This window comes from Massilia eurypsychrophila, assembly GCF_002760655.1.
GTDB lineage: Bacteria > Pseudomonadota > Gammaproteobacteria > Burkholderiales > Burkholderiaceae_D > JAFCUW01.
Genome location: NZ_PDOC01000008.1, coordinates 129,062 through 147,618, shown reverse-complemented (window position 1 = coordinate 147,618; position 18,557 = coordinate 129,062). Strand labels below are relative to the sequence as shown.

22 protein-coding genes are annotated in these 18,557 nt (G+C 62.7%); 13 read left to right on the top strand and 9 right to left on the bottom strand.

What is annotated here, in order from left to right; genetic code table 11:
- Positions 1-3: 3 nt before the first annotated feature.
- Genes iscX through CR105_RS14790 form a run of 4 tightly spaced genes read left to right on the top strand, consistent with a single transcriptional unit; the run spans position 4 to position 2,821 of the window.
- Positions 4-198 carry a Fe-S cluster assembly protein IscX gene (iscX, locus tag CR105_RS14805; RefSeq protein WP_099789326.1) on the top strand — a complete coding sequence of 65 codons (195 nt, stop codon included), beginning with the start codon at positions 4-6 and terminating at the stop codon, positions 196-198.
- Positions 185-1,072, top strand: coding sequence for a class I SAM-dependent methyltransferase (locus CR105_RS14800; RefSeq protein ID WP_099789323.1), 888 nt, complete (start codon positions 185-187; stop codon positions 1,070-1,072). Before iscX ends, CR105_RS14800 begins: the two co-directional genes overlap by 14 nt.
- A complete protein-coding gene (gene ltaE / locus CR105_RS14795) occupies positions 1,069-2,097 on the top strand; it encodes a low-specificity L-threonine aldolase (protein WP_099789320.1) in 1,029 nt (342 codons plus the stop codon). Before CR105_RS14800 ends, ltaE begins: the two co-directional genes overlap by 4 nt.
- Entirely contained in the window at positions 2,087-2,821 is a 735-nt protein-coding gene (locus CR105_RS14790) for an rRNA pseudouridine synthase (RefSeq protein ID WP_099789318.1), read from the top strand. The genes ltaE and CR105_RS14790 overlap by 11 nt, the downstream gene beginning before the upstream one ends.
- Here CR105_RS14790 and CR105_RS14785 read toward each other — a convergent pair.
- The 5 genes from CR105_RS14785 to CR105_RS14765 are packed head-to-tail and all read right to left on the bottom strand — an operon-like array spanning position 2,818 to position 5,288.
- Positions 2,818-3,069: a hypothetical protein gene (locus tag CR105_RS14785; protein ID WP_099789316.1), complete on the bottom strand. Its 252-nt coding sequence runs from the start codon at positions 3,067-3,069 to the stop codon at positions 2,818-2,820. The two genes, CR105_RS14790 and CR105_RS14785, sit on opposite strands and share 4 nt — an antisense overlap.
- Positions 3,070-3,100: 31 nt before the next feature.
- Entirely contained in the window at positions 3,101-3,613 is a 513-nt protein-coding gene (locus CR105_RS14780; protein ID WP_229413950.1) for an RDD family protein, read from the bottom strand.
- A gap of 7 nt (positions 3,614-3,620) precedes the next feature.
- Positions 3,621-4,358, bottom strand: a complete 738-nt coding sequence (locus tag CR105_RS14775) for a DUF3106 domain-containing protein (RefSeq protein ID WP_229413949.1) — start codon at positions 4,356-4,358, stop codon at positions 3,621-3,623.
- Positions 4,330-4,722: a DUF3619 family protein gene (locus CR105_RS14770; protein WP_099789310.1), complete on the bottom strand. Its 393-nt coding sequence runs from the start codon at positions 4,720-4,722 to the stop codon at positions 4,330-4,332. Before CR105_RS14770 ends, CR105_RS14775 begins: the two co-directional genes overlap by 29 nt.
- Complete coding sequence (locus CR105_RS14765; protein ID WP_099789308.1) at positions 4,719-5,288, bottom strand: RNA polymerase sigma factor; 570 nt, start codon at positions 5,286-5,288, stop codon at positions 4,719-4,721. The genes CR105_RS14770 and CR105_RS14765 overlap by 4 nt, the downstream gene beginning before the upstream one ends.
- A gap of 479 nt (positions 5,289-5,767) precedes the next feature.
- Here CR105_RS14765 and CR105_RS14760 point away from each other — a divergent pair, with 479 nt between their 5' ends.
- The 6 genes from CR105_RS14760 (at position 5,768) to pssA (ending at position 11,703) form a co-directional block, all read left to right on the top strand.
- Positions 5,768-7,495, top strand: a complete 1,728-nt coding sequence (locus tag CR105_RS14760; protein WP_099789306.1) for an acetolactate synthase 3 catalytic subunit — start codon at positions 5,768-5,770, stop codon at positions 7,493-7,495.
- Position 7,496: 1 nt separating this feature from the next.
- Positions 7,497-7,988: an acetolactate synthase small subunit gene (ilvN, locus tag CR105_RS14755; protein ID WP_099789304.1), complete on the top strand. Its 492-nt coding sequence runs from the start codon at positions 7,497-7,499 to the stop codon at positions 7,986-7,988.
- Between the two features lie 37 nt (positions 7,989-8,025).
- A complete protein-coding gene (ilvC, locus tag CR105_RS14750; RefSeq protein WP_099789302.1) occupies positions 8,026-9,042 on the top strand; it encodes a ketol-acid reductoisomerase in 1,017 nt (338 codons plus the stop codon).
- A gap of 176 nt (positions 9,043-9,218) precedes the next feature.
- The gene (locus CR105_RS14745) at positions 9,219-9,947 is read left to right on the top strand and encodes an SIMPL domain-containing protein (protein ID WP_099789300.1); all 729 of its coding nucleotides are present in this window, start codon (positions 9,219-9,221) and stop codon (positions 9,945-9,947) included.
- A gap of 78 nt (positions 9,948-10,025) precedes the next feature.
- Entirely contained in the window at positions 10,026-10,769 is a 744-nt protein-coding gene (locus CR105_RS14740) for an SIMPL domain-containing protein (RefSeq protein ID WP_099789298.1), read from the top strand.
- 79 nt (positions 10,770-10,848) lie between these two features.
- The gene (pssA, locus tag CR105_RS14735; RefSeq protein WP_099789296.1) at positions 10,849-11,703 is read left to right on the top strand and encodes a CDP-diacylglycerol--serine O-phosphatidyltransferase; all 855 of its coding nucleotides are present in this window, start codon (positions 10,849-10,851) and stop codon (positions 11,701-11,703) included.
- A 54-nt stretch (positions 11,704-11,757) separates the two neighbouring features.
- On the opposite strand, the gene CR105_RS14730 is transcribed toward pssA, so the two are convergent.
- Positions 11,758-12,249, bottom strand: coding sequence for a hypothetical protein (locus CR105_RS14730; RefSeq protein WP_099789294.1), 492 nt, complete (start codon positions 12,247-12,249; stop codon positions 11,758-11,760).
- A 179-nt stretch (positions 12,250-12,428) separates the two neighbouring features.
- Here CR105_RS14730 and rpsO point away from each other — a divergent pair, with 179 nt between their 5' ends.
- Positions 12,429-12,698 carry a 30S ribosomal protein S15 gene (gene rpsO, locus CR105_RS14725; protein WP_099789292.1) on the top strand — a complete coding sequence of 90 codons (270 nt, stop codon included), beginning with the start codon at positions 12,429-12,431 and terminating at the stop codon, positions 12,696-12,698.
- Positions 12,699-12,875: 177 nt separating this feature from the next.
- Positions 12,876-15,002 (top strand): polyribonucleotide nucleotidyltransferase, encoded by a 2,127-nt coding sequence (pnp, locus tag CR105_RS14720; RefSeq protein ID WP_099789290.1) that lies wholly within the window; start codon positions 12,876-12,878, stop codon positions 15,000-15,002.
- 631 nt (positions 15,003-15,633) lie between these two features.
- On the opposite strand, the gene CR105_RS14705 is transcribed toward pnp, so the two are convergent.
- Together CR105_RS14705 and CR105_RS27820 are read right to left on the bottom strand one after the other, a co-directional pair.
- Positions 15,634-16,923, bottom strand: a complete 1,290-nt coding sequence (locus CR105_RS14705; RefSeq protein WP_099789288.1) for a GMC family oxidoreductase N-terminal domain-containing protein — start codon at positions 16,921-16,923, stop codon at positions 15,634-15,636.
- 55 nt (positions 16,924-16,978) lie between these two features.
- Positions 16,979-17,167, bottom strand: coding sequence for a hypothetical protein (locus tag CR105_RS27820; RefSeq protein ID WP_131021718.1), 189 nt, complete (start codon positions 17,165-17,167; stop codon positions 16,979-16,981).
- Between the two features lie 42 nt (positions 17,168-17,209).
- Here CR105_RS27820 and CR105_RS14700 point away from each other — a divergent pair, with 42 nt between their 5' ends.
- Positions 17,210-17,899, top strand: a complete 690-nt coding sequence (locus CR105_RS14700) for a methyl-accepting chemotaxis protein (RefSeq protein WP_099789286.1) — start codon at positions 17,210-17,212, stop codon at positions 17,897-17,899.
- Between the two features lie 19 nt (positions 17,900-17,918).
- Here the strand turns inward: CR105_RS14700 and CR105_RS14695 are convergent, their stop codons facing one another.
- The gene (locus tag CR105_RS14695; RefSeq protein ID WP_099789284.1) at positions 17,919-18,383 is read right to left on the bottom strand and encodes a GyrI-like domain-containing protein; all 465 of its coding nucleotides are present in this window, start codon (positions 18,381-18,383) and stop codon (positions 17,919-17,921) included.
- Between the last annotated feature and the right edge of the window lie 174 nt (positions 18,384-18,557).

Sequence of the window (18,557 nt, the reverse complement as noted above, 5' to 3'; positions counted from 1 at the left end):
GTCATGAAGTGGAGCGACATTACGGCCATTGCCGAAGCCCTGTACGAAAAATTCCCTGACGCCGACCCGGCCGCGGTGCGCTTCGTCGACCTGCACAACTGGGTCGTCGCGCTTGACGGCTTCAACGACGACCGCACCCGCGGCGGCGAAAAGGTACTGGAAGCGATCCAGGCAGCGTGGATCGATGAAGCGCGCTGACGCCGGCGGCAAGGTTGCCGCACCCCGGGAGCTCGCCCCTGAAATCCGCCCCGGCCAGTCGGTCGCGCTGCTGCAGGAACTGCACATTCTCACGCGCGACGGCAAGCTCAATCAGGACAGCCGCCGCAAACTCAAGCAGGTGTACCACCTGGTGCAGTTCATTGAGCCGCTGCTGAACGAAATCCAGCAGGACCATCCGGCCATTTCGCTGGTCGACCACGGCGCCGGCAAGTCCTACCTCGGCTTCATCCTGTACGACCTGTTCTTCAAGAACAAGGACGACGGCTCGCACATCTACGGCATCGAAACGCGCGAGGAACTCGTGCAGAAGTCGACCGAGCTGGCCAAGCGCCTCGAGTTCCCCGGCATGTCGTTCTTACCGCTGTCGGTGGCCGAATCGACCACGTCGAACAAGCTGCCGGCGCAAATCGACATCGTCACCGCGCTCCACGCCTGCAACACCGCCACCGACGACGCCATCGATTTCGCGCTGAAGAAGAAGGCCAAGTTCATGGTGCTGGTGCCTTGCTGCCAGGCCGAAGTGGCCACTGTCCTGAAGAAGAACAAGGGCAAGGACCTGGGTAAGAGCGCGCTGACCGAGATCTGGCGCCACCCGCTGCACACGCGCGAATTCGGCAGCCAGGTCACCAACGTGCTGCGCTGCCTGCAGTTGGAAGCGCACGGCTACCAGGTCAACGTCACCGAGCTGGTAGGCTGGGAGCACTCGATGAAAAATGAGCTGATCATCGCCAGCTACAAGAACCTGCCGCGCAAGCGCCCGAGCGAGCGGCTGCAGGAAGTACTGACCACGCTGGGCCTCGAAGAAATGGGCCAGCGCTTCTACACTGAACAATTAAGCACCGCACAATCATGAGCGAACACTGGATTGACCTGCGCAGCGACACCGTCACCCAACCGTCTGAGGCGATGCGCGCCGCAATGGCGGCAGCCCCCGTCGGCGACGACGTCTACGGCGACGACCCGACCGTCAACCGCCTGCAGGAAGTGACGGCCGACTTGTTCGGCTACGAGGCGGCGTTGTTTGCGCCGTCCGGCACCCAGAGCAACTTGATCGCGCTGATGCTCCATTGCGGCCGCGGCGACGAGTACCTGGTCGGCCAGGACGCGCACACCTACAAGTACGAAGGCGGCGGCGCAGCGGTACTGGGCAGCATCCAGCCGCAGCCGATCGCCAACCAGCCCGACGGCAGCCTGGCGCTGGCCGACATCGAGCACTACATCAAGCCGGACGACATGCACTTCGCACGCACGCGCCTGCTGGCGCTGGAGAACACCATCGGCGGCAAGGTGCTCGGCGCCGATTACATGGCGCAGGCAACGGCGCTGGCGAAGTCGCGTGGCCTGGCCACGCACCTTGACGGCGCCCGCATCTGCAACGCCGCCGTCAAGCAGGGCATCAGCCTGCGCGCCGCGGTGGCCGGCTTCGACTCGGTGTCGGTATGCCTGTCGAAAGGGCTGGGCGCGCCGGTCGGCTCGGTGCTGTGCGGGCCGAAGGCGTTCATCGAACAGGGCAAGCGCTGGCGCAAGATGCTCGGCGGCGGCATGCGCCAGGCCGGCGTGCTGGCCGCGGCCGGCCTGTACGCGCTCGAACACAACGTCGAGCGCCTCGCCGACGACCATGCCAACGCAGCGAGGCTGTCGGCCGGCCTGCGCGCCATAGAGGGCCTGCAGGTCGCCACGCCGCAGACCAACATCTTCTACGTCGACGTGCCGCCGGCCGCGTGCGACGCGCTGCGTGCCACGCTGGCGCGCGAGCGCATCCGCGCCACCGTCGGCCCGCATACGCGGCTCGTAACGCACCTCGACGTCAGCACGGCCGACGTCGAGCGCGTCATCGCCGTCTTCACCGCATTTTTCAAAGAGCACAATGACCGATAACACCATCCGGCTCGCCAAGCGCGTGGCCGAAATGATGCCATGCTCGCGCGCCGAGGCCGACAAGTACATCGCCGGCGGCTGGGTCAGCGTCGACGGCCAGGGGGTCGAGGAGGCCGGCGCCCGCGTGGCCGACGACCAGGAAGTGACGCTCCATCCCGACGCCACGCTGGTCGACCTGGCGCCGGTGACGATCCTGCTGCACAAGCCGGCCGGCTTGAACGCCGGCTTCGACATCGACGGCGAGGCTGCCACCAGCTGCCTGACGCAGGAGACGCTGGTGCTGCCCGATCACGGCAACCAGCGCTTCCTCAAGCGCCACCTGTCGAACCTCACGCTGGCCTCGCCGCTGGAGACCAAGGCGAGCGGGCTGCTGGTCTACACGCAGGACTTCCGCGTTGCCCGCAAGCTGGTCGACGAAGGCCAGCGGGTCGAGCAGGAGTTCATCATCGAAGTGGCCGGCACGATCCGCGAAGGCGGCCTGGCGCTGCTCAATCATGGCCTGCCGTTCAACGGCAAGGAGATCCCGCCGATGAAGGTCAGCTGGCAGAACGAAACACGCCTGCGTTTCGCGGTCAAGAACCCGAAGCCGGGGCAGCTGGTGCACATGCTGCGGATGGTGGGGCTGACGCCGGTGTCGACCAAGCGCATTCGCGTCGGCCGCGTGCCGATGGCCAGCCTGCCGGTGGGGCAGTGGCGCTACCTGCACGAGTACGAGCGCTTCTAGGCTACCTTCAGCTGCGAGAACGAGAAGCCGATCTGGTCGAGCGCCGTGACGGCTTTGTCGACGCTGGCGAAGCAGTGGGGTTCGAGCGTTTGCACGTCGAGCAGCATGCCGGCGTCGCCCTTGACGCCGGACAGGCGGATGGCCCAGTCGGACGCGGTCATCGGCACGCGGATCAGCATGGCGCCGGTCAGCCGGCCGGCCGCGAAGTCGCGCTTCGCCTGTTCCATCGTGCGGTTACATTCGATCATCGCGTGTCTTTGCAGGCATGGTAGTGACGACTCAAACTTTAGCCGCTTTAACCTTCTTCTCCGGCTTCGGCAGCGATATCAACCGCGTGCCGGCAATCCGGTCATGCAGGAACTGCCTGTCCTTGTCGAGCAGCGCGGTCGCCGCCCACGCCGCAATCCCCACCGCCACCGCGGCGCTGACCTGGCCGGCGCTTCTCCATCCAAACGCATAGCACGCCACGATCGCCGGCAGGAACCAGCCCCACGCCATCAGGTAGCGCACGGCGGCGGCGCGGTGCGGCACCGTCTTGCAGCCCAGCTTGACGACCTTGATCCGCCACGTCTTCATCGCCAGCGTATGCCCGCTGCCGCCCCAGGCATGAATGAAATACAAGGCGCCGACGAGGAAGAATACGGCGTTGCGGCCGTGTTCAATCAGCGGCGAATGCAGGTTCTGGGTGAGAAACAGGTAGAGGAACATTGCCAGCGCCTCGACCGAGATGAACAGGAAGGCTTCATAAACCATGCTGATCAGGCGGCGTTTGACGGTGGGCGTTGCGATCACAGACTTACTATTTTGCATTTGGGACGGGAGCTGCCGGGGCGACCGGTGTTGGCGTGACTGTAGTAGGAACAACGGGAGCGACGGCGGCGGGCGCGGCGGCAGGCACCATCACGCAGGCCGGCGTCGGCGCCGCGGCATTTTTCACGGTGCCGGCAGGGCAGGCTGCCACCCGCGGCGGCGTGCGCTTGAGGGGCTCGACCGTCTTGACGCTCGATTGCGCGGCCGACGGCAGGTTGGCCACTTGCTTCTTGCCGCGTGCGGCGGCATCGGCGGCAAGCTTCTTCTTTTGCTCTTCCGGCAACTGCTGGTACTTTTCCCATTCCTCGGATTTATGGCCTGGGTCGATTTTCTTGGTGCGCGTGTAGTTTTCACGGACCACGCGGCGCTCTTCCGGCGTCAATTTGAGCCAGTCGCGCATGCGTTCGTGCACCCGCACCTGCTCGTCGGGCTTCATCGACGAATAGCGGTTGGCGATCTCGAGCCATTTCTGCTTGCGCATCGCATCCATGCGATCCCACTCGCCGGCCAGCGGCTCGAGCGCGATCTGCTGCGTGCGCGTCAGCGTGCTCCACAGCGGCTTTTCCGCGGCATTCTGGACGTGCGGCCTGGTTGCTGCCACAACTGGCGCCTGCGCGCCGGCGGCGCCGGCCAGGCCAGCGAACGCCAGCGCCGTTACGACCGCGTTGAACAAGAACGACAAATGCGCGCCGGTCACCTTATTGACCGCGCTGCGCCAGGTAGGCATTAAAACCATGATCGAGGTAGGCGGTCAGGGGGAGTTCGTCGGACAGGACCGCCGCGTCGAGCTCGGCGAGTTCGGCGATGCGTTGCTGCTGCTCGTACTGGTAAACACCGGCCAGGCCGGCAACCAGGGCCAGCAGCGGGATGATGGCGCCGGCGCGCCCGAGCGAAGAGAATGAAAAGAAGCTGCCGAAGTTGCCGGCGAGGGCGCGCTGCGCGACCTGGGCGGGGGCGTGCGCCTTCTTGCGCGATACGGCCATCTTGCGCGCCGAAGCGAGCCGTTCGACGGTTGAAACCGGCAAATTGTCGAGGTTCGCGTCGAGCGCGTGACGCACTTTGTACGCCAGGTTGATGTCTTCGGTGTTCATAATTTTAATCCCTTGGCTTTCAGCGCTTCGGCGAGGGTATGGGTCGCCCGTGAACAGTGTGTCTTGACGCTACCTTCTGAACACCCCATTGCTTCCGCTGTTTCAGCCACGTCCATATCCTGCCAATAACGCATCAGGAACGCTTCCCGTTGACGCGACGGCAGTTTTTGTACCTCCGCTTCGATCACCGCCAGGGTCTGCATCCGCTCGACCTGGTCGGCACTTGATTCAGCCCGGGCGGAACCTTCTTCCGCTTCGTACGAGTCGAGTATATCAAAGTCGTCGTCGCCGCCATCGCGTTTGCCCATCGAAGAGAACAGGCTGACCCACGTATTTCGCACTTTTTCGCGTCGGAAGTAATCGAGGATGGTGTTTTGCAGGATACGCTGAAACAGCATCGGCAGTTCGGCAGCCGGCTTGTCACCGTATTTTTCGGCAAGCTTGATCATCGCGTCCTGCACGATATCAAGAGCGGACTCGTCCTTGCGCACGGCGTACACCGCCTGCTTGAAGGCGCGCCGCTCGACATGCTCGAGGAAATCGGATAATTCTTTGTCTGTGGCCATGCGCGGAAGGAGAGGGGGACGTCATTACGCCAATAGTGCTGAACTGCAAAATTGACGCATCCTAGCAAAAAACGGGCCATTTTGCGCGATTTTTACGCGAAACGCACCGCTGCGGATCATGCGACCATCTTTTACCTTGACCAAAATGGTGCAACGCAGTAAGGTAAGCCACGCTTTGCAACCCCGAAGCTGTATGGTCAGGTCGTGACCGGCACACAAGGCCAACATCGACATGACGCGCTTTCATATGTAGGCAGTTTGCTCTAACCCGTGCCACAAGCACGAGAGGTTCGCGTAACCGCTACAGAAACTCACGCCAAACGAGTTGCGCTTAGCGCCGGTTCGTAACGTATCTATGGGTACGTGAAAGATCGCCGTGACCGCAGAAAGAAGGGAAGCCTGAGCACTGTCGCGCCACACGAATTTCGTTAGGAAAGAGCATCCGATCACCTCCCAATGGGTCTTGAAAGGAATGTATCATGAACAACGAAACAACGGCTCCCATCACGGGCGCTGAGATTGTCGTCCGCTGTCTGGCCGAAGAGGGCGTCAAGCACGTCTTTGGTTATCCTGGCGGCGCGGTGCTGTATATCTACGACGCCATCTTCAAGCAGGACAAATTCCAGCACGTACTGGTGCGCCATGAACAGGCCGCCATCCACGCCGCCGACGCCTATTCGCGCAGTTCGAATACGGTCGGGGTCGCCCTCGTCACGTCCGGTCCGGGCGTCACCAATGCCGTCACCGGCTTGTCGACCGCCTACATGGACTCGGTGCCGATGGTCGTCATCTCCGGCCAGGTGCCGAGCCACGCCATCGGCCAGGACGCGTTCCAGGAGTGCGACACGGTCGGCATCACCCGCCCCGTCGTCAAGCACAATTTCCTCGTCAAGGACGTGCGCGACCTGGCGGCAACGATCAAGAAAGCATTCTTCATCGCCCGCACCGGTCGTCCCGGTCCGGTGCTGGTCGATATCCCCAAAGACATCAGCATGCACACCTGCCATTTCGATTATCCGAAGGAAATCGAAATGCGCTCGTACAAGCCGGTCGACAAGGGTCACTCGGGCCAGATCCGCAAGGCGGTGCAACTGCTGTTGCAGGCCGAGCGGCCGATGATCTATGCCGGCGGCGGCGTCATCCTGGCCAATGCCGCGCCCGAGCTGAACAAGCTGGTCGACCGCCTCGGCTTCCCGTGCACCAACACGCTGATGGGCCTGGGCGGCTACCGCTCGTCGTCCGACAAGTGGGTCGGCATGCCGGGCATGCACGGCACCTACGAAGCGAACATGGCGATGCAGCACTGCGACGTCCTGATCGCCATCGGCGCCCGTTTCGACGACCGCGTGATCGGCAACCCGAAGCATTTTGCCTCGCACCCGCGCAAGATCATTCACATCGACATTGACCCGTCGTCCATCTCGAAGCGCGTCAAGGTCGACATTCCGATCGTCGGCAACGTCAAGGACGTGCTGGTCGAGTTGCTGTCGCAGCTCGACGCGGCCGACGCGAAAGTCAATGCGGCGCCGCTGAAGGACTGGTGGAAGCAGATCGGCGAATGGCGCGGCCGCGACTGCCTGAAGTTCCAGGATTCGGATACCATCATCAAGCCGCAGTCGGTCGTGCAAAAAGTGTGGGAAGTGACCGGCGGCGACGCCTTCATCACCTCGGACGTCGGCCAGCACCAGATGTGGGCGGCCCAGTACTATCCGTTCGACAAGCCGCGCCGCTGGATCAACTCCGGCGGTCTTGGCACGATGGGCGTCGGCTTGCCGTATGCGATGGGCGTGCAGATGGCCAATCCCGGCTCGACCGTTGCCTGCATCACCGGCGAAGGCTCGATCCAGATGAACATCCAGGAACTGGCTACCTGCAAGCAATACCACCTGACGCCGAAGATCATCCTGCTCAACAACCGCGCCCTCGGCATGGTGCGCCAGTGGCAGCAGATCGACTACGGCGGGCGCTATTCGGAGTCGTACATGGATTCGCTGCCGGACTTCTCGATGCTGGCCGAATCGTTCGGCCACGTCGCCATGAAGATCGAAAAGCCGGGCGACGTCGACGGCGCCTTGAAAGAAGCGTTCGGCATGAAGGACCGCCTGGTGTTCATGAACTTCATTACCGACCAGTCGGAAAACGTGTGGCCGATGGTGAAAGCCGGCAAGGGCCTGTCCGAAATGCTGCTTGGCTCGGAGGACCTCTAACATGCGCCATATTATTTCTGTCCTGCTGGAAAACGAAGCCGGCGCCTTGTCGCGCGTGGTCGGCCTGTTCTCGGCCCGCGGTTACAACATCGAGACCCTGACCGTGGCGCCGACCGAAGACGCCACCTTGTCGCGGATGACGATCGTCACCAGCGGCTCGGACGACATTATCGAGCAGATCACCAAGCACCTGAACCGCCTGATCGAGGTGGTCAAGGTGGTCGACCTGACCGAAGGCTCGCACATCGAGCGTGAGCTGATGCTCATCAAGGTGCGCGCGGTCGGCAAGGAGCGCGAAGAGATGAAGCGCACCGCCGACATCTTCCGCGGCCGCGTCATCGACGTCACCGAGAAGACCTACACGATCGAACTGACCGGCGCCAAGAGCAAGCTCGACGCGTTCATCGATTCGATCGACCGCGCCTCGATCCTCGAAACGGTCCGCACCGGCGGCTCGGGCATCGGCCGCGGCGAACGCATCCTCAAAGTCTAAGCATTTCCCCACAACTTAAAATTACAGGAAAAATATCATGAACGTTTTCTACGACAAAGATTGCGACCTCTCCCTCGTCAAAGGCAAGAACGTTGCCATCATCGGCTATGGCTCGCAGGGCCACGCCCACGCACAGAACCTGAACGATTCGGGCGTCAACGTCACCGTTGGCCTGCGCAAGGGCGGCGCCTCGTGGAACAAGGTCGAACAGGCCGGCCTGAAAGTAGCTGAAGTCAACGACGCCATCAAGGCCGCCGACATCATCATGATCCTGCTGCCGGACGAGAACATCGCCCAGGTCTACAACGAAAACGTCGCGCCGCACGCCAAGCAGGGCGCCGTGCTGGCCTTCGCCCACGGCTTCAACGTGCACTACGGCCAGGTCGTGCCGCGCGCCGACCTCGACGTCATCATGATCGCGCCTAAGGCGCCAGGCCACACCGTGCGCGGCACCTACGCCCAAGGCGGCGGCGTGCCGCACCTGATCGCCGTCTACCAGGACAAGTCCGGCTCGGCGCGCGACATCGCCTTGTCGTACGCGATGGCCAACGGCGGCGGCCGCGCCGGCATCATCGAAACGAACTTCCGCGAAGAAACCGAAACCGACCTGTTCGGCGAGCAGGCAGTGCTGTGTGGTGGCGCCGTCGAGCTGATCAAGGCTGGCTTCGAAACGCTGACCGAAGCCGGCTACGCGCCGGAAATGGCGTACTTCGAGTGCCTGCACGAACTCAAGCTGATCGTCGACCTGATCTATGAAGGCGGCATCGCCAACATGAACTACTCGATCTCGAACAATGCAGAGTACGGCGAATACGTCACCGGCCCGAAGATCGTCACGTCGGCAACCAAGGATGCAATGCGCCAGTGCCTGAAGGACATCCAGACCGGCGAGTACGCCAAGAGCTTCATCCTTGAGAACAAGGCCGGCGCACCGACCCTGATCTCGCGCCGCCGCCTCAATTCGGAGCACCAGATCGAAGTCGTCGGCGAGAAGCTGCGCGCGATGATGCCGTGGATCGCGAAGAACAAGCTGGTCGACCAGTCGAAGAACTAAGCAGCACCGCAACTCTCAAGACCGTCATTCCTGCTTTTCGCGGGAGTGACGGTTTTTATTTGCCCGTGAACTTTGTATGTAAACAGTAATGAATTGCAACGAATGGTGTCCGGCCCCCGCTGCGCCTCGATTTCCGGTTATCGTTCAGGCTAAGAACAACAACCTGAAAGAGCCACATGTCGTTACCCAAACTCCTCATCGCCGCCACGCTCGTGCTGGCATCGCAAGTCCATGCCCAAACTCTCGTCATCGTCCCCGCTTTTGGCGAAGTGACGCATCCGAATGACCAGGCTACCGCCACCTTCCTCGTCGAAGAACAGGACAAGGACAAAGCGGCCGCCGCCTCGCGCGTCAACCAGAAAATGAAGCAGGGCCTCGACATCCTGCGCAAGGAAGACCCGCAAGCGGTCTTGAAGACGCAGGGCTACTACACCTATCCGATCTACCCGGAGCAACGCCCGCTGCCGAACGGCACCATGCCGAAACCAGTCGCGACGGGATGGCGCGTCGGTAACTACGTCGAAATGAAAACCACCAGCCTTGCCGGCCTGGCGAAAACAACGGCCGCCGCCCAGAAGGTGCTGGGCCTGAACAACCTCAGTTTCGGCCTGACCCCTGCCACCCTGAAGAAGCTGGACGACCAGCGCATCGGCGCGACTTACCGCAACCTGACCGAACGCATCGCCTCGATCGCCAAGGCGATGGGCCGCAACACCACTGACGCCGTGCTCGACACGGTCGACTTCGAAGGCTCCGGCAACTATGCGGCGCAGGGCGAAGCTGCCGCGGCGCCGATGGCAATGTCACGCATGGCCAAGGATTCCGGCGAGGTCAGCGAGCCGACCTTCGAACCAGGCGAAACCACCTTGCAGATGCGCCTGGTGGGCAAGGTCAAGTTCAAGTAACTCTTTGTGTCCGTAGCGCATTAGTTTTCGCTTTCCGGGTATCTTGTCAGTTGATCAAGTCAACCCGGAGAGAAAGACATGTCGCTACCAAAACTGTTCATTGCCGCCGCGCTGGTCATCGCCGCGCAGGCCAACGCCCAAACTGCGTCCTCGACTTCCGGTGCGCTGGTCATCGTGCCGGCGTTCGGCGAAGTCACGCACGCCAACGACCAGGCCACCGCGACGTTCGCGGTCGAGGAGCACGACAAGGACAAGGCGGCGGCTGCCTCGCGCGTCAATCAGAAGATGAAGCAGGGCACCGAGATCATCCGCCGCGAAGATCCGCAGGCCAGCCTGAAAACGCAGGGTTACTACACATATCCGATTTATCCGGAGCCGCGGCCAGTGCAGGGCGCTGGCATGCCGAAAGCGGTGCCGGTCGGCTGGCGCGTCGGCCAGTACCTCGAGGTCAAGACGACGAACCTGGCCGCCTTGCCGAAAACCACCGCCGCAGCGCAAAAAGTCATGTCGCTCAATAACCTGCGCTTCGGCCTGGCGCCTGCCACGCTCAAGCAGCTCGACGACCGCCGCATTGCCGCCACCTACCTGAACCTGAATGAGCGCATCGCCTCGATTGCCGCGGCAATGGGCCGGCGGCCGGCCGACGCCGTCATCGACACGATCGACTTCGAAGGCTCCGGGCGCTATGCCCAGCAGGAAGTGAGCGTGATGGGCTCGCGTGCGATGGCAAAGATGGACGCGGCGGAAGTGGCCGAACCGACGTTCGAGCCGGGCGAAACGACGCTGCAGATGCGCCTCGTCGGCAAGCTTAAGTTCAGGTAATAGTAACGGTTCGCTATGTATTTCGTTAGCCTACTATAATAGGGTGGTAACGACGCGCCTACACTAGAAACGGAAACTTATGCCCACATTCCCCCGCCGCCGGAAACCCGGCGCCAAAAAACTGTCGCGCTTCGGCAAAATCGGCCGGCAAAAATTTGACGCCAGCGGCAATCCGGTGCGCCGGCGCGGGATTTACCTGTTGCCCAACGCGTTCACCACCGCGGCGCTGTTCTGCGGCTTCTACGCCATCGTGATGGCGATGAACCAGCGTTTCGAGCATGCCACCTGGGCCATTTTTGTGGCCATGGTGCTCGACGCCCTCGACGGTCGCGTCGCGCGCCTGACCAACACCCAGTCCGAATTCGGCGCCCAGTACGACAGCCTGTCCGACATGGTGTCGTTCGGCGCCGCGCCGGCGCTGGTGATCTACGAGTGGTCGCTGCGCGGGCTCGGCAAGCTCGGCTGGATCGCCGCCTTTGTCTATTGCGCCGGCGCCGCGTGCCGGCTGGCGCGCTTCAACACCAACATCGAAGTGGTCGACAAGCGCTACTTCCAGGGCTTGCCAAGCCCTGCCGCGGCGGCCATCGTCGCCGGCTTCATCTTGATGATGACGGACCTCGAAGTAAGCGGCATGCAGATGTCGTGGATCTCGTTCGGCATCGCGCTGTTCGCCGGCCTGACGATGGTCACCAACGTGCCTTTCTACAGCTTCAAGGACGTCAATTTCCGCAAATCGGTGCCGTTCATCGCGGTGTTCCTGATTGCGCTGGCGTTCGCGCTGGTGTCGATCGATCCGCCGAAAGTGCTGTGGCCGATTTTCGTCGCCTACGGTTTATCCGGCTACGCGGTGTACCTGTGGCGCCTGGCAAAGGGCAAGCCGGTAAGCATCGTGCAGACCGACGCCGAGCCGATCGACCCGAGCGATCGCAGCTAAGGACGCTACGTCGGGGTGCGGTGACGTGTACTGACGTTGACGCTCGACGCACCGCTAGCGGAAAAAGCGCCTTTCCTCGTACATCGGATCCGGGCCGTTTTGCATCATCTGCACCACGCCGGCGCGGTCGAAGTGCACGTGCATCATCGAATTCCACACGCCGGCCTCCTTGTAGCGGTACGACCAGACCTCGAAGTCGCGCAGCGCCAGGTACGATTTCTCGGCCGGCCGGCCGACGGCGCGCAGCACGTCCTCGTGCCTTGCCGAACCGACTTTGATGGTGGCGAATTTTTCACCCGTCAGCACCTGTTCCAGGCGCGTGAGCCGGCCGTCGGCGCCGATGTGCGCCATCCACGTGGTCTGGCCCATCGGCCCCTTGGCGTATTCGAGCAGCTGCTCAGGGCCGGCCGAATACGACGACGTCGGTTCGCCCAGCTTGAGCTTGACGGTGTCGATCGAGTCGCCCGGCAGCAAGGGCGGGCCGGACAGGCTGGCGCAGCCGGCGAGCAGCGCGGTCAAAATGGATGCTTGTATCAGGTTTCGCATGGTGACTTACCCCAAAAAGCTGCAAAAATCCTATCATGCCCGACTCAGGCGCATTGAGCACTGGCTGCACGAACAGTTTTCGCATATACTAGCGGGTCTGGTCGTTTGGACCAGCTTGTCAATCGAAGTTCACGGTGCGCTGGGTTGCGACTCTTGCACCGCATGTGAAAGGTAATATCATGACCGTAGAAAACATCAACAAAGCCGCGATTATCGCGGACAACGCCCGTGCTCAAAACGACACCGGTTCGCCAGAAGTCCAGGTCGCACTGCTGACCGCGCGCATCAACGAACTGAACGGCCACTTCAAAGCCCACGCGAAAGATCACCACTCGCGCCGCGGCCTGATCATGATGGTCAACCGTCGTAAGAGCCTGCTGTCCTACCTGAAAAGCAAAGACGCTGCCCGTTATCGCGATCTGATCGCTAAACTCGGCCTGCGCAAGTAATTTTTGCCGCTCCCGATTTAAACGAAAATGCCTGCGTCAGTCTGACTGTCGCGGGCATTTTGCATTTCTGAATAGTATTAAAGTTGCATTAAAGCAGTAAAGGCAAGGTTGCACTTGCCTGTGGTGAGGTGAACGACAGCCCCTGAAAATCTGTCGGCAAATAGAAAGGGATTACCCATGTTTAACAAAGTTACGAAAACGTTCCAGTACGGTCAGCACACGGTCACCCTGGAGACCGGCGAGATCGCTCGCCAGGCATCCGGCGCGGTGCTGGTGTCGATCGACGACACCGTCGTGCTGGCGACTGTCGTCGCGCGCAAGGACGCCAAGCCAGGCCAGGACTTTTTCCCGCTGACCGTTGACTACGTCGAGAAGACCTACGCTGCCGGCAAGATCCCGGGCGGCTTCTTCAAGCGCGAAGGCCGTCCTTCGGAAAAGGAAACGCTGACGTCGCGCCTGATCGACCGTCCGATCCGTCCGCTGTTCCCGGAAGGCTACCTGAACGAAGTCCAGATCATCATCCACGTGCTGTCGGTCAATCCTGAGATCGACCCGGACATCGCCGCCATGATCGGCGCATCGGCCGCGCTGTGCGTCTCCGGCGTGCCGTTCTCCGGCCCGATCGGCGCCGCCCGCGTCGGTTACGCCAATGGCCAGTACATCCTGAACCCGACCACCACCCAGCTCAAGACGAGCCAGATGGATCTGGTCGTCGCCGGTACCGAAACGGCCGTCCTGATGGTCGAGTCCGAAGCGCAGCAGCTGTCCGAAGAAATCATGCTCGGCGCCGTCGTCTTCGGCCACGACCAGATGAAAGCGGTCATCGACGCGATCCATGAACTGGTGCGCGACGGCGGCAAGCCGGAAGTCGAGTGGACTCCGCCTGCCAAGAACGAAGCGCTGATCGCCCGCGTCAAGGGCTTCGCCGACGCCAAGATCAACGATGCCTACCAGACCAAGGACAAGCAGGCGCGTACCGCCAAGCTGAAGTCGGCGTTCTCGGAAGTGGTCGCCGCCCTGACGGCTGAATCGGCCGCCAACAACCTGGGCGACATCGACAGCTCGGAAGTCGGCAATATCCTGTTCGACATCGAAGCGTCGGTCGTGCGTTCGCAGATCCTGAACGGCGAGCCACGCATCGACGGCCGCGACACCCGCACCGTGCGTCCGATCGAGATCCGTACCAGCGTGCTGCCACGCACCCACGGTTCGGCCCTGTTCACCCGCGGCGAAACGCAGGCGCTCGTCGTTGCCACGCTCGGCACCGCGCGCGACAGCCAGAAGATCGATGCGCTGATGGGCGAGTACACCGACTCCTTCATGCTGCATTACAACATGCCTCCGTTCGCCACCGGCGAAACCGGCCGCGTCGGTACGCCGAAGCGCCGCGAGATCGGCCACGGCCGCCTGGCCAAACGCGCGCTGCTGGCAGCGTTGCCTAACCCGGAAGACTTCAGCTACTCGGTGCGTCTGGTATCGGAAATTACCGAATCGAACGGTTCCTCGTCGATGGCATCGGTGTGCGGCGGTTGCCTGGCACTGATGGACGCCGGCGTGCCGATGAAGGCGCACGTCGCCGGCATCGCGATGGGCCTGATCAAGGAAGGCGGCAAGTTCGCCGTGCTGACCGACATCCTCGGCGACGAAGACCACCTCGGCGACATGGACTTCAAGGTAGCCGGTACGCCTGAAGGCATTACCGCGCTGCAGATGGACATCAAGATCATGGGCATCACCAAAGAGATCATGCAAGTGGCACTGGCGCAAGCCAAGGAAGCGCGCCACCACATCCTCGGCGAGATGCAGAAGGCGATGCCGCACGTGAAGACCGAACTGTCGGACTTCGCACCGCGCCTGATCACCATCAAGATCAACCCGGAGAAGATCCGTGACGTCATCGGCAAGGGCGGCGCCGTCATCCGCGCGCTGACCGAAGAGACCGGCACACAGATCGACATCAGCGACGAAGGCGTAGTCACCATCGCTTCGGTCGACGCTGCTGCCGGCCAGGAAGCCAAGCGCCGCATCGAAGAGCTGACCGCATCGGTCGAAGTGGGCAAGACCTACGACGGCGTCGTGCTCAAGCTGCTCGACTTCGGCGCGATCGTCCAGGTCATGCCAGGCAAGGACGGCCTGCTGCACATCTCGCAGATCGCCAACGAGCGTGTCAACGCCGTTGCCGACTACCTGAAAGAAGGCCAGGCAGTGCGCGTCAAGGTCCTCGAGACCGATGACCGCGGCCGTTTGAAGCTGTCGATGAAGGCAGCTGAAGGTGCCGAAGGCGCCGCAGCACCTGCAGCGTAATTCGCATCGCTTCGGCTTCGGCCGAATGAAAAACCGCCAGCGCGCAAGCCCTGGCGGTTTTTTTTCGACGCGAATTTGACCGGTAGTGCCGCTGTTGCTACCATTATTACGTACGATCTTCCGATGGCGCGCTCTGCAAAAATTCTTGAACAAATGTCTCGCGCGCCGGCGAATGTACGCTTTTCCGACTTGTTAAGAATCTGCGTAGAATATTTTGGGCCACCGCGCCAGTCTGGCACCAGTCACGCTCTTTTTCAAGACACCGTGGCCTGGTGATCCGCGTGAATATTCAGAGCAATCGAGGGCGAGCCAAGGCTTACCAGGTAAAGCAAGTGCTACTCGCGATCGAAAGCTGAAGGGGCATACAATGGAAAATGATCATTACACATACCGTTGGCCTGGTCAGACGAGGACGGCGAGCATGTTGGGTTGTGCGTAGAATTCCCATCTTTGTCTTGGCTCGCGCCGACACAGGAGGAGGCTTTCAGCGGGATCCGGCGGATCGTCTCGGAAGCAGTCGCGGATATGCAGGCAAGTGGCGAAGAGGTGCTGCAGCCGCCGGCTGTTTCAACCCGCTGAGCATGGGATCAGTCTGAATCATCTGGCGAGCGCGCAGCTGCCCGGTGAGCGTTCACCGAGCGAGTAGGTGATCGCCGAGCCGCACGCCGAGTGACAAGAGCGTCAGTGTTGGCGGAAGTCCCCAGGCGCGCGGAATGACGGACGCGTCGCAGACAAACAGATTCGCCGCGCCGGCTTCCAGATTGGCGTCGACGCCGTCGCCGATTCGCACGCTGCCGCCCGGGTGTGCGGCGAAGTGGTGGCTCTGGAATACATGCGTCGCGCCGGCGGCGGCCAGCACGTCGCGCGCCAGGCCCACGCCGGTATCGAACTTCTTGCGGTCCGATGGCTGCAGACCCTTGCTGGCCCAGCGCGGGCCGACCGCGCCGCCGATCTCGTCGCGGATCTTGACCATGATGCTGAGCGTGCGGCGATGCGCCAGCAGCCGGTCGAGCCGGCCGACCTGGGCCGTGAAGCCCTGGTACATCGGCGCCGGCAAGGTCATGTCGGCCAGCGTGATGCCGTCGTCATCCCAGCGCGCGCCGGCCGCCATCGGCACTTCGGCACCGCCGTCGATGTCGTCGACCGTGCCCATCACGGCGATGACCGGATCGTTGAAGAAGCTGCTCTCGCGCGATCGCAATCCTGAACTGTGCAGCAGCCGCGCACTGCCGACGCCGCCGCCAGCCAGCACGACGACCGGCGCCTTGACCTGTTGCACTTCGCCGCCGCGCACGAACTCGACGCCGGTGGCGCGGCCTTCTTTGATCAGCACCTTCAGCACCCTGGCGCGGTCGAGCAACTGTGCGCCGTGCTGGCCGGCTTCGTCGAGAAAATCGCGCGCGCTCCATTTGGCGCCGAACGGGCAGCCATACGCGCAACGCCAGCAGCCGGCCCGGCAAATCTGCGGCCGGATCATTTTGTCGAGCTTTTGCCAGTTGAGCCCGATCGCGCGCGCGCCCGTCATGATGCGCGACGCCATCGGACCGACCAGCTTGTCCGGAAGCGGCCCGATCGGCAGCTCGGCGCGCAGGCGGCGCAGCGCCGGCGCCAGGTCGATGCCGTAGTCGGCGAACATCGCCAGCGGCGGATCGGCGGCGGTGGCGAAATTGATGGCCGAACTGCCGCCGGCGGTGACGCCCTGCACCAGCAGCGACGCGTCGCGCTGTATGAACACGCCTTTGCCGGGCACCGCCGCCATCTTCGCCATCTGGCCCAGCGTGCCGGCCAGCGGCGCGGCGCTGCCTTGTTCGAGCACCAGCACGCGCCAGCCCCCGCGCGCGAGCTGGCGCGCAACGCTAGCGCCGCCGGGGCCGCTGCCGACAATGATCGCGTCGTACGAAGGGAAAAGCGCTGCAGTCATGGAAAAGGGGAGAGGGCGGCAATGTCCGACAGTATCCGCGCTGCCGTCGGCGCCGTCAAAAAATCAAGCTGGAAGACGTGAAGACCGAAGCGACGCAACTGGAAATACGCGAAGTGTTGAAGTGATCATGCAACACCGCCGTTTTCGGGCACGCCCGGTCCGATTCGGTGCCGCGCCGGTAGATCGTGCGCCAACTTGGTGAGGCGGCGCCGCTAAAGCGGCTGTATTTGCTGGCACGGAACATGCGTTAACTCTTGTATCCCTGCATCCCCGGACGGAGCCCACCATGACAGCCCAGCTTAGTATTTCCATTGCACCGAACGCCGAGACAGCAACCGCCGACGTGCATTTGTCAGGGGATGTGTTCGGCGCCCTGATCAACCTGTCCGGCCGGCGCCGCTTCACGTCGCAGCGCGTGGTGCTGTACGCCGTGCTCGCCTCGATGGGCCATCACGGCGCGGTCGCCACTGCGCGCGAGACGCTGGCCTTGTTCAGCGATGCCCACACCGTGCTGATCGAAGGCAGGGGCGCCTTGCCTGGCGTGTTCTGCAGCCAGCTGCGCGACGCCTATTTCGGCACCTTGCAAGGCGACAAGGTGATCCGCGACTTCATTGCACTGGCCGAGGCCACGCTCGATGCGATCGTCGGCAACGGCCGCGGCGCGCCGGGCCTGCTCGACGAACTGGTGCGCGGCGCGACGCCGCTGCTGAGCGTTCTCAACGGATTGACGCTGGTCTACGAAGAGCAATCGAAGCGCCATGCCCACGCCCAGAAGCGCCAGCTGCAGGAGTTGATGGGCGATATTAAAACCATCGCCAGGCATGCCCGCATGGTCGCCTTCAACGCGCAGATCGTCGCCGCGCGCGCCGGCACGGCCGGCCGCGAATTCGCCGTGGTCGCCAGCACGATGACCAACGTCACGTCCGAAATCGACAAGCTGGTGCAAGAGGCGCTGAGCAGCTCGCTGGCGCACTGAGGCGCCGGGCTGTCAGAAGCTAGTCTTCAACAGGCCAGTTCAGCTCGGTCTGCCAAGCCGCCGGGTCGGGCGTGTCGCCCGGTCCGACCAGGTAGCGTTCGAACATCTGGTGTTGCGCCGCGTGGCCGTTCGCCGCTACCCATTCGCGCAACTCACCCCATGCCGAACCGAGGCCCTCCATCGGGCCGCGATACACCGCGCGCGCAACCTTGAACGCAGGCACTTCGCTGCCGACGACGCGCCCGCTCGGCTCAATTTCCTGCGCGACTGGAAACGCGATGTCGAAGTCGAACACCTCGCGTGGCATGTTGACGTGGTAGCTGAGCAAAGGGCCGGCCGGCGCCTGCCCTTGCGCGCCCAGCACGCCGAGCAGTTCGGCGACGGCCGGCCCGAACGCTTGCTGGATCCCGTTGCGCGGAATGGTGAGGTGGACCGCGGCGGTAAGCTGCCGGTCCCATTGGACGATCTGCGGGGTGTCGATCATGCTTGCTCTCCTATTGGTGTTGGGCGCGGATCGCGTCTGGGATCTCTGGTCATGCTATGCCTCAGCGTACAGCACGAGCTGGGCGCGAATATACGCGAAATGTAACGGGCAATTCACTTACAGCGCGATTGGCCCGCTATTCCTGCTTTTGTGTAGCCCAGGTAGCCAAATATG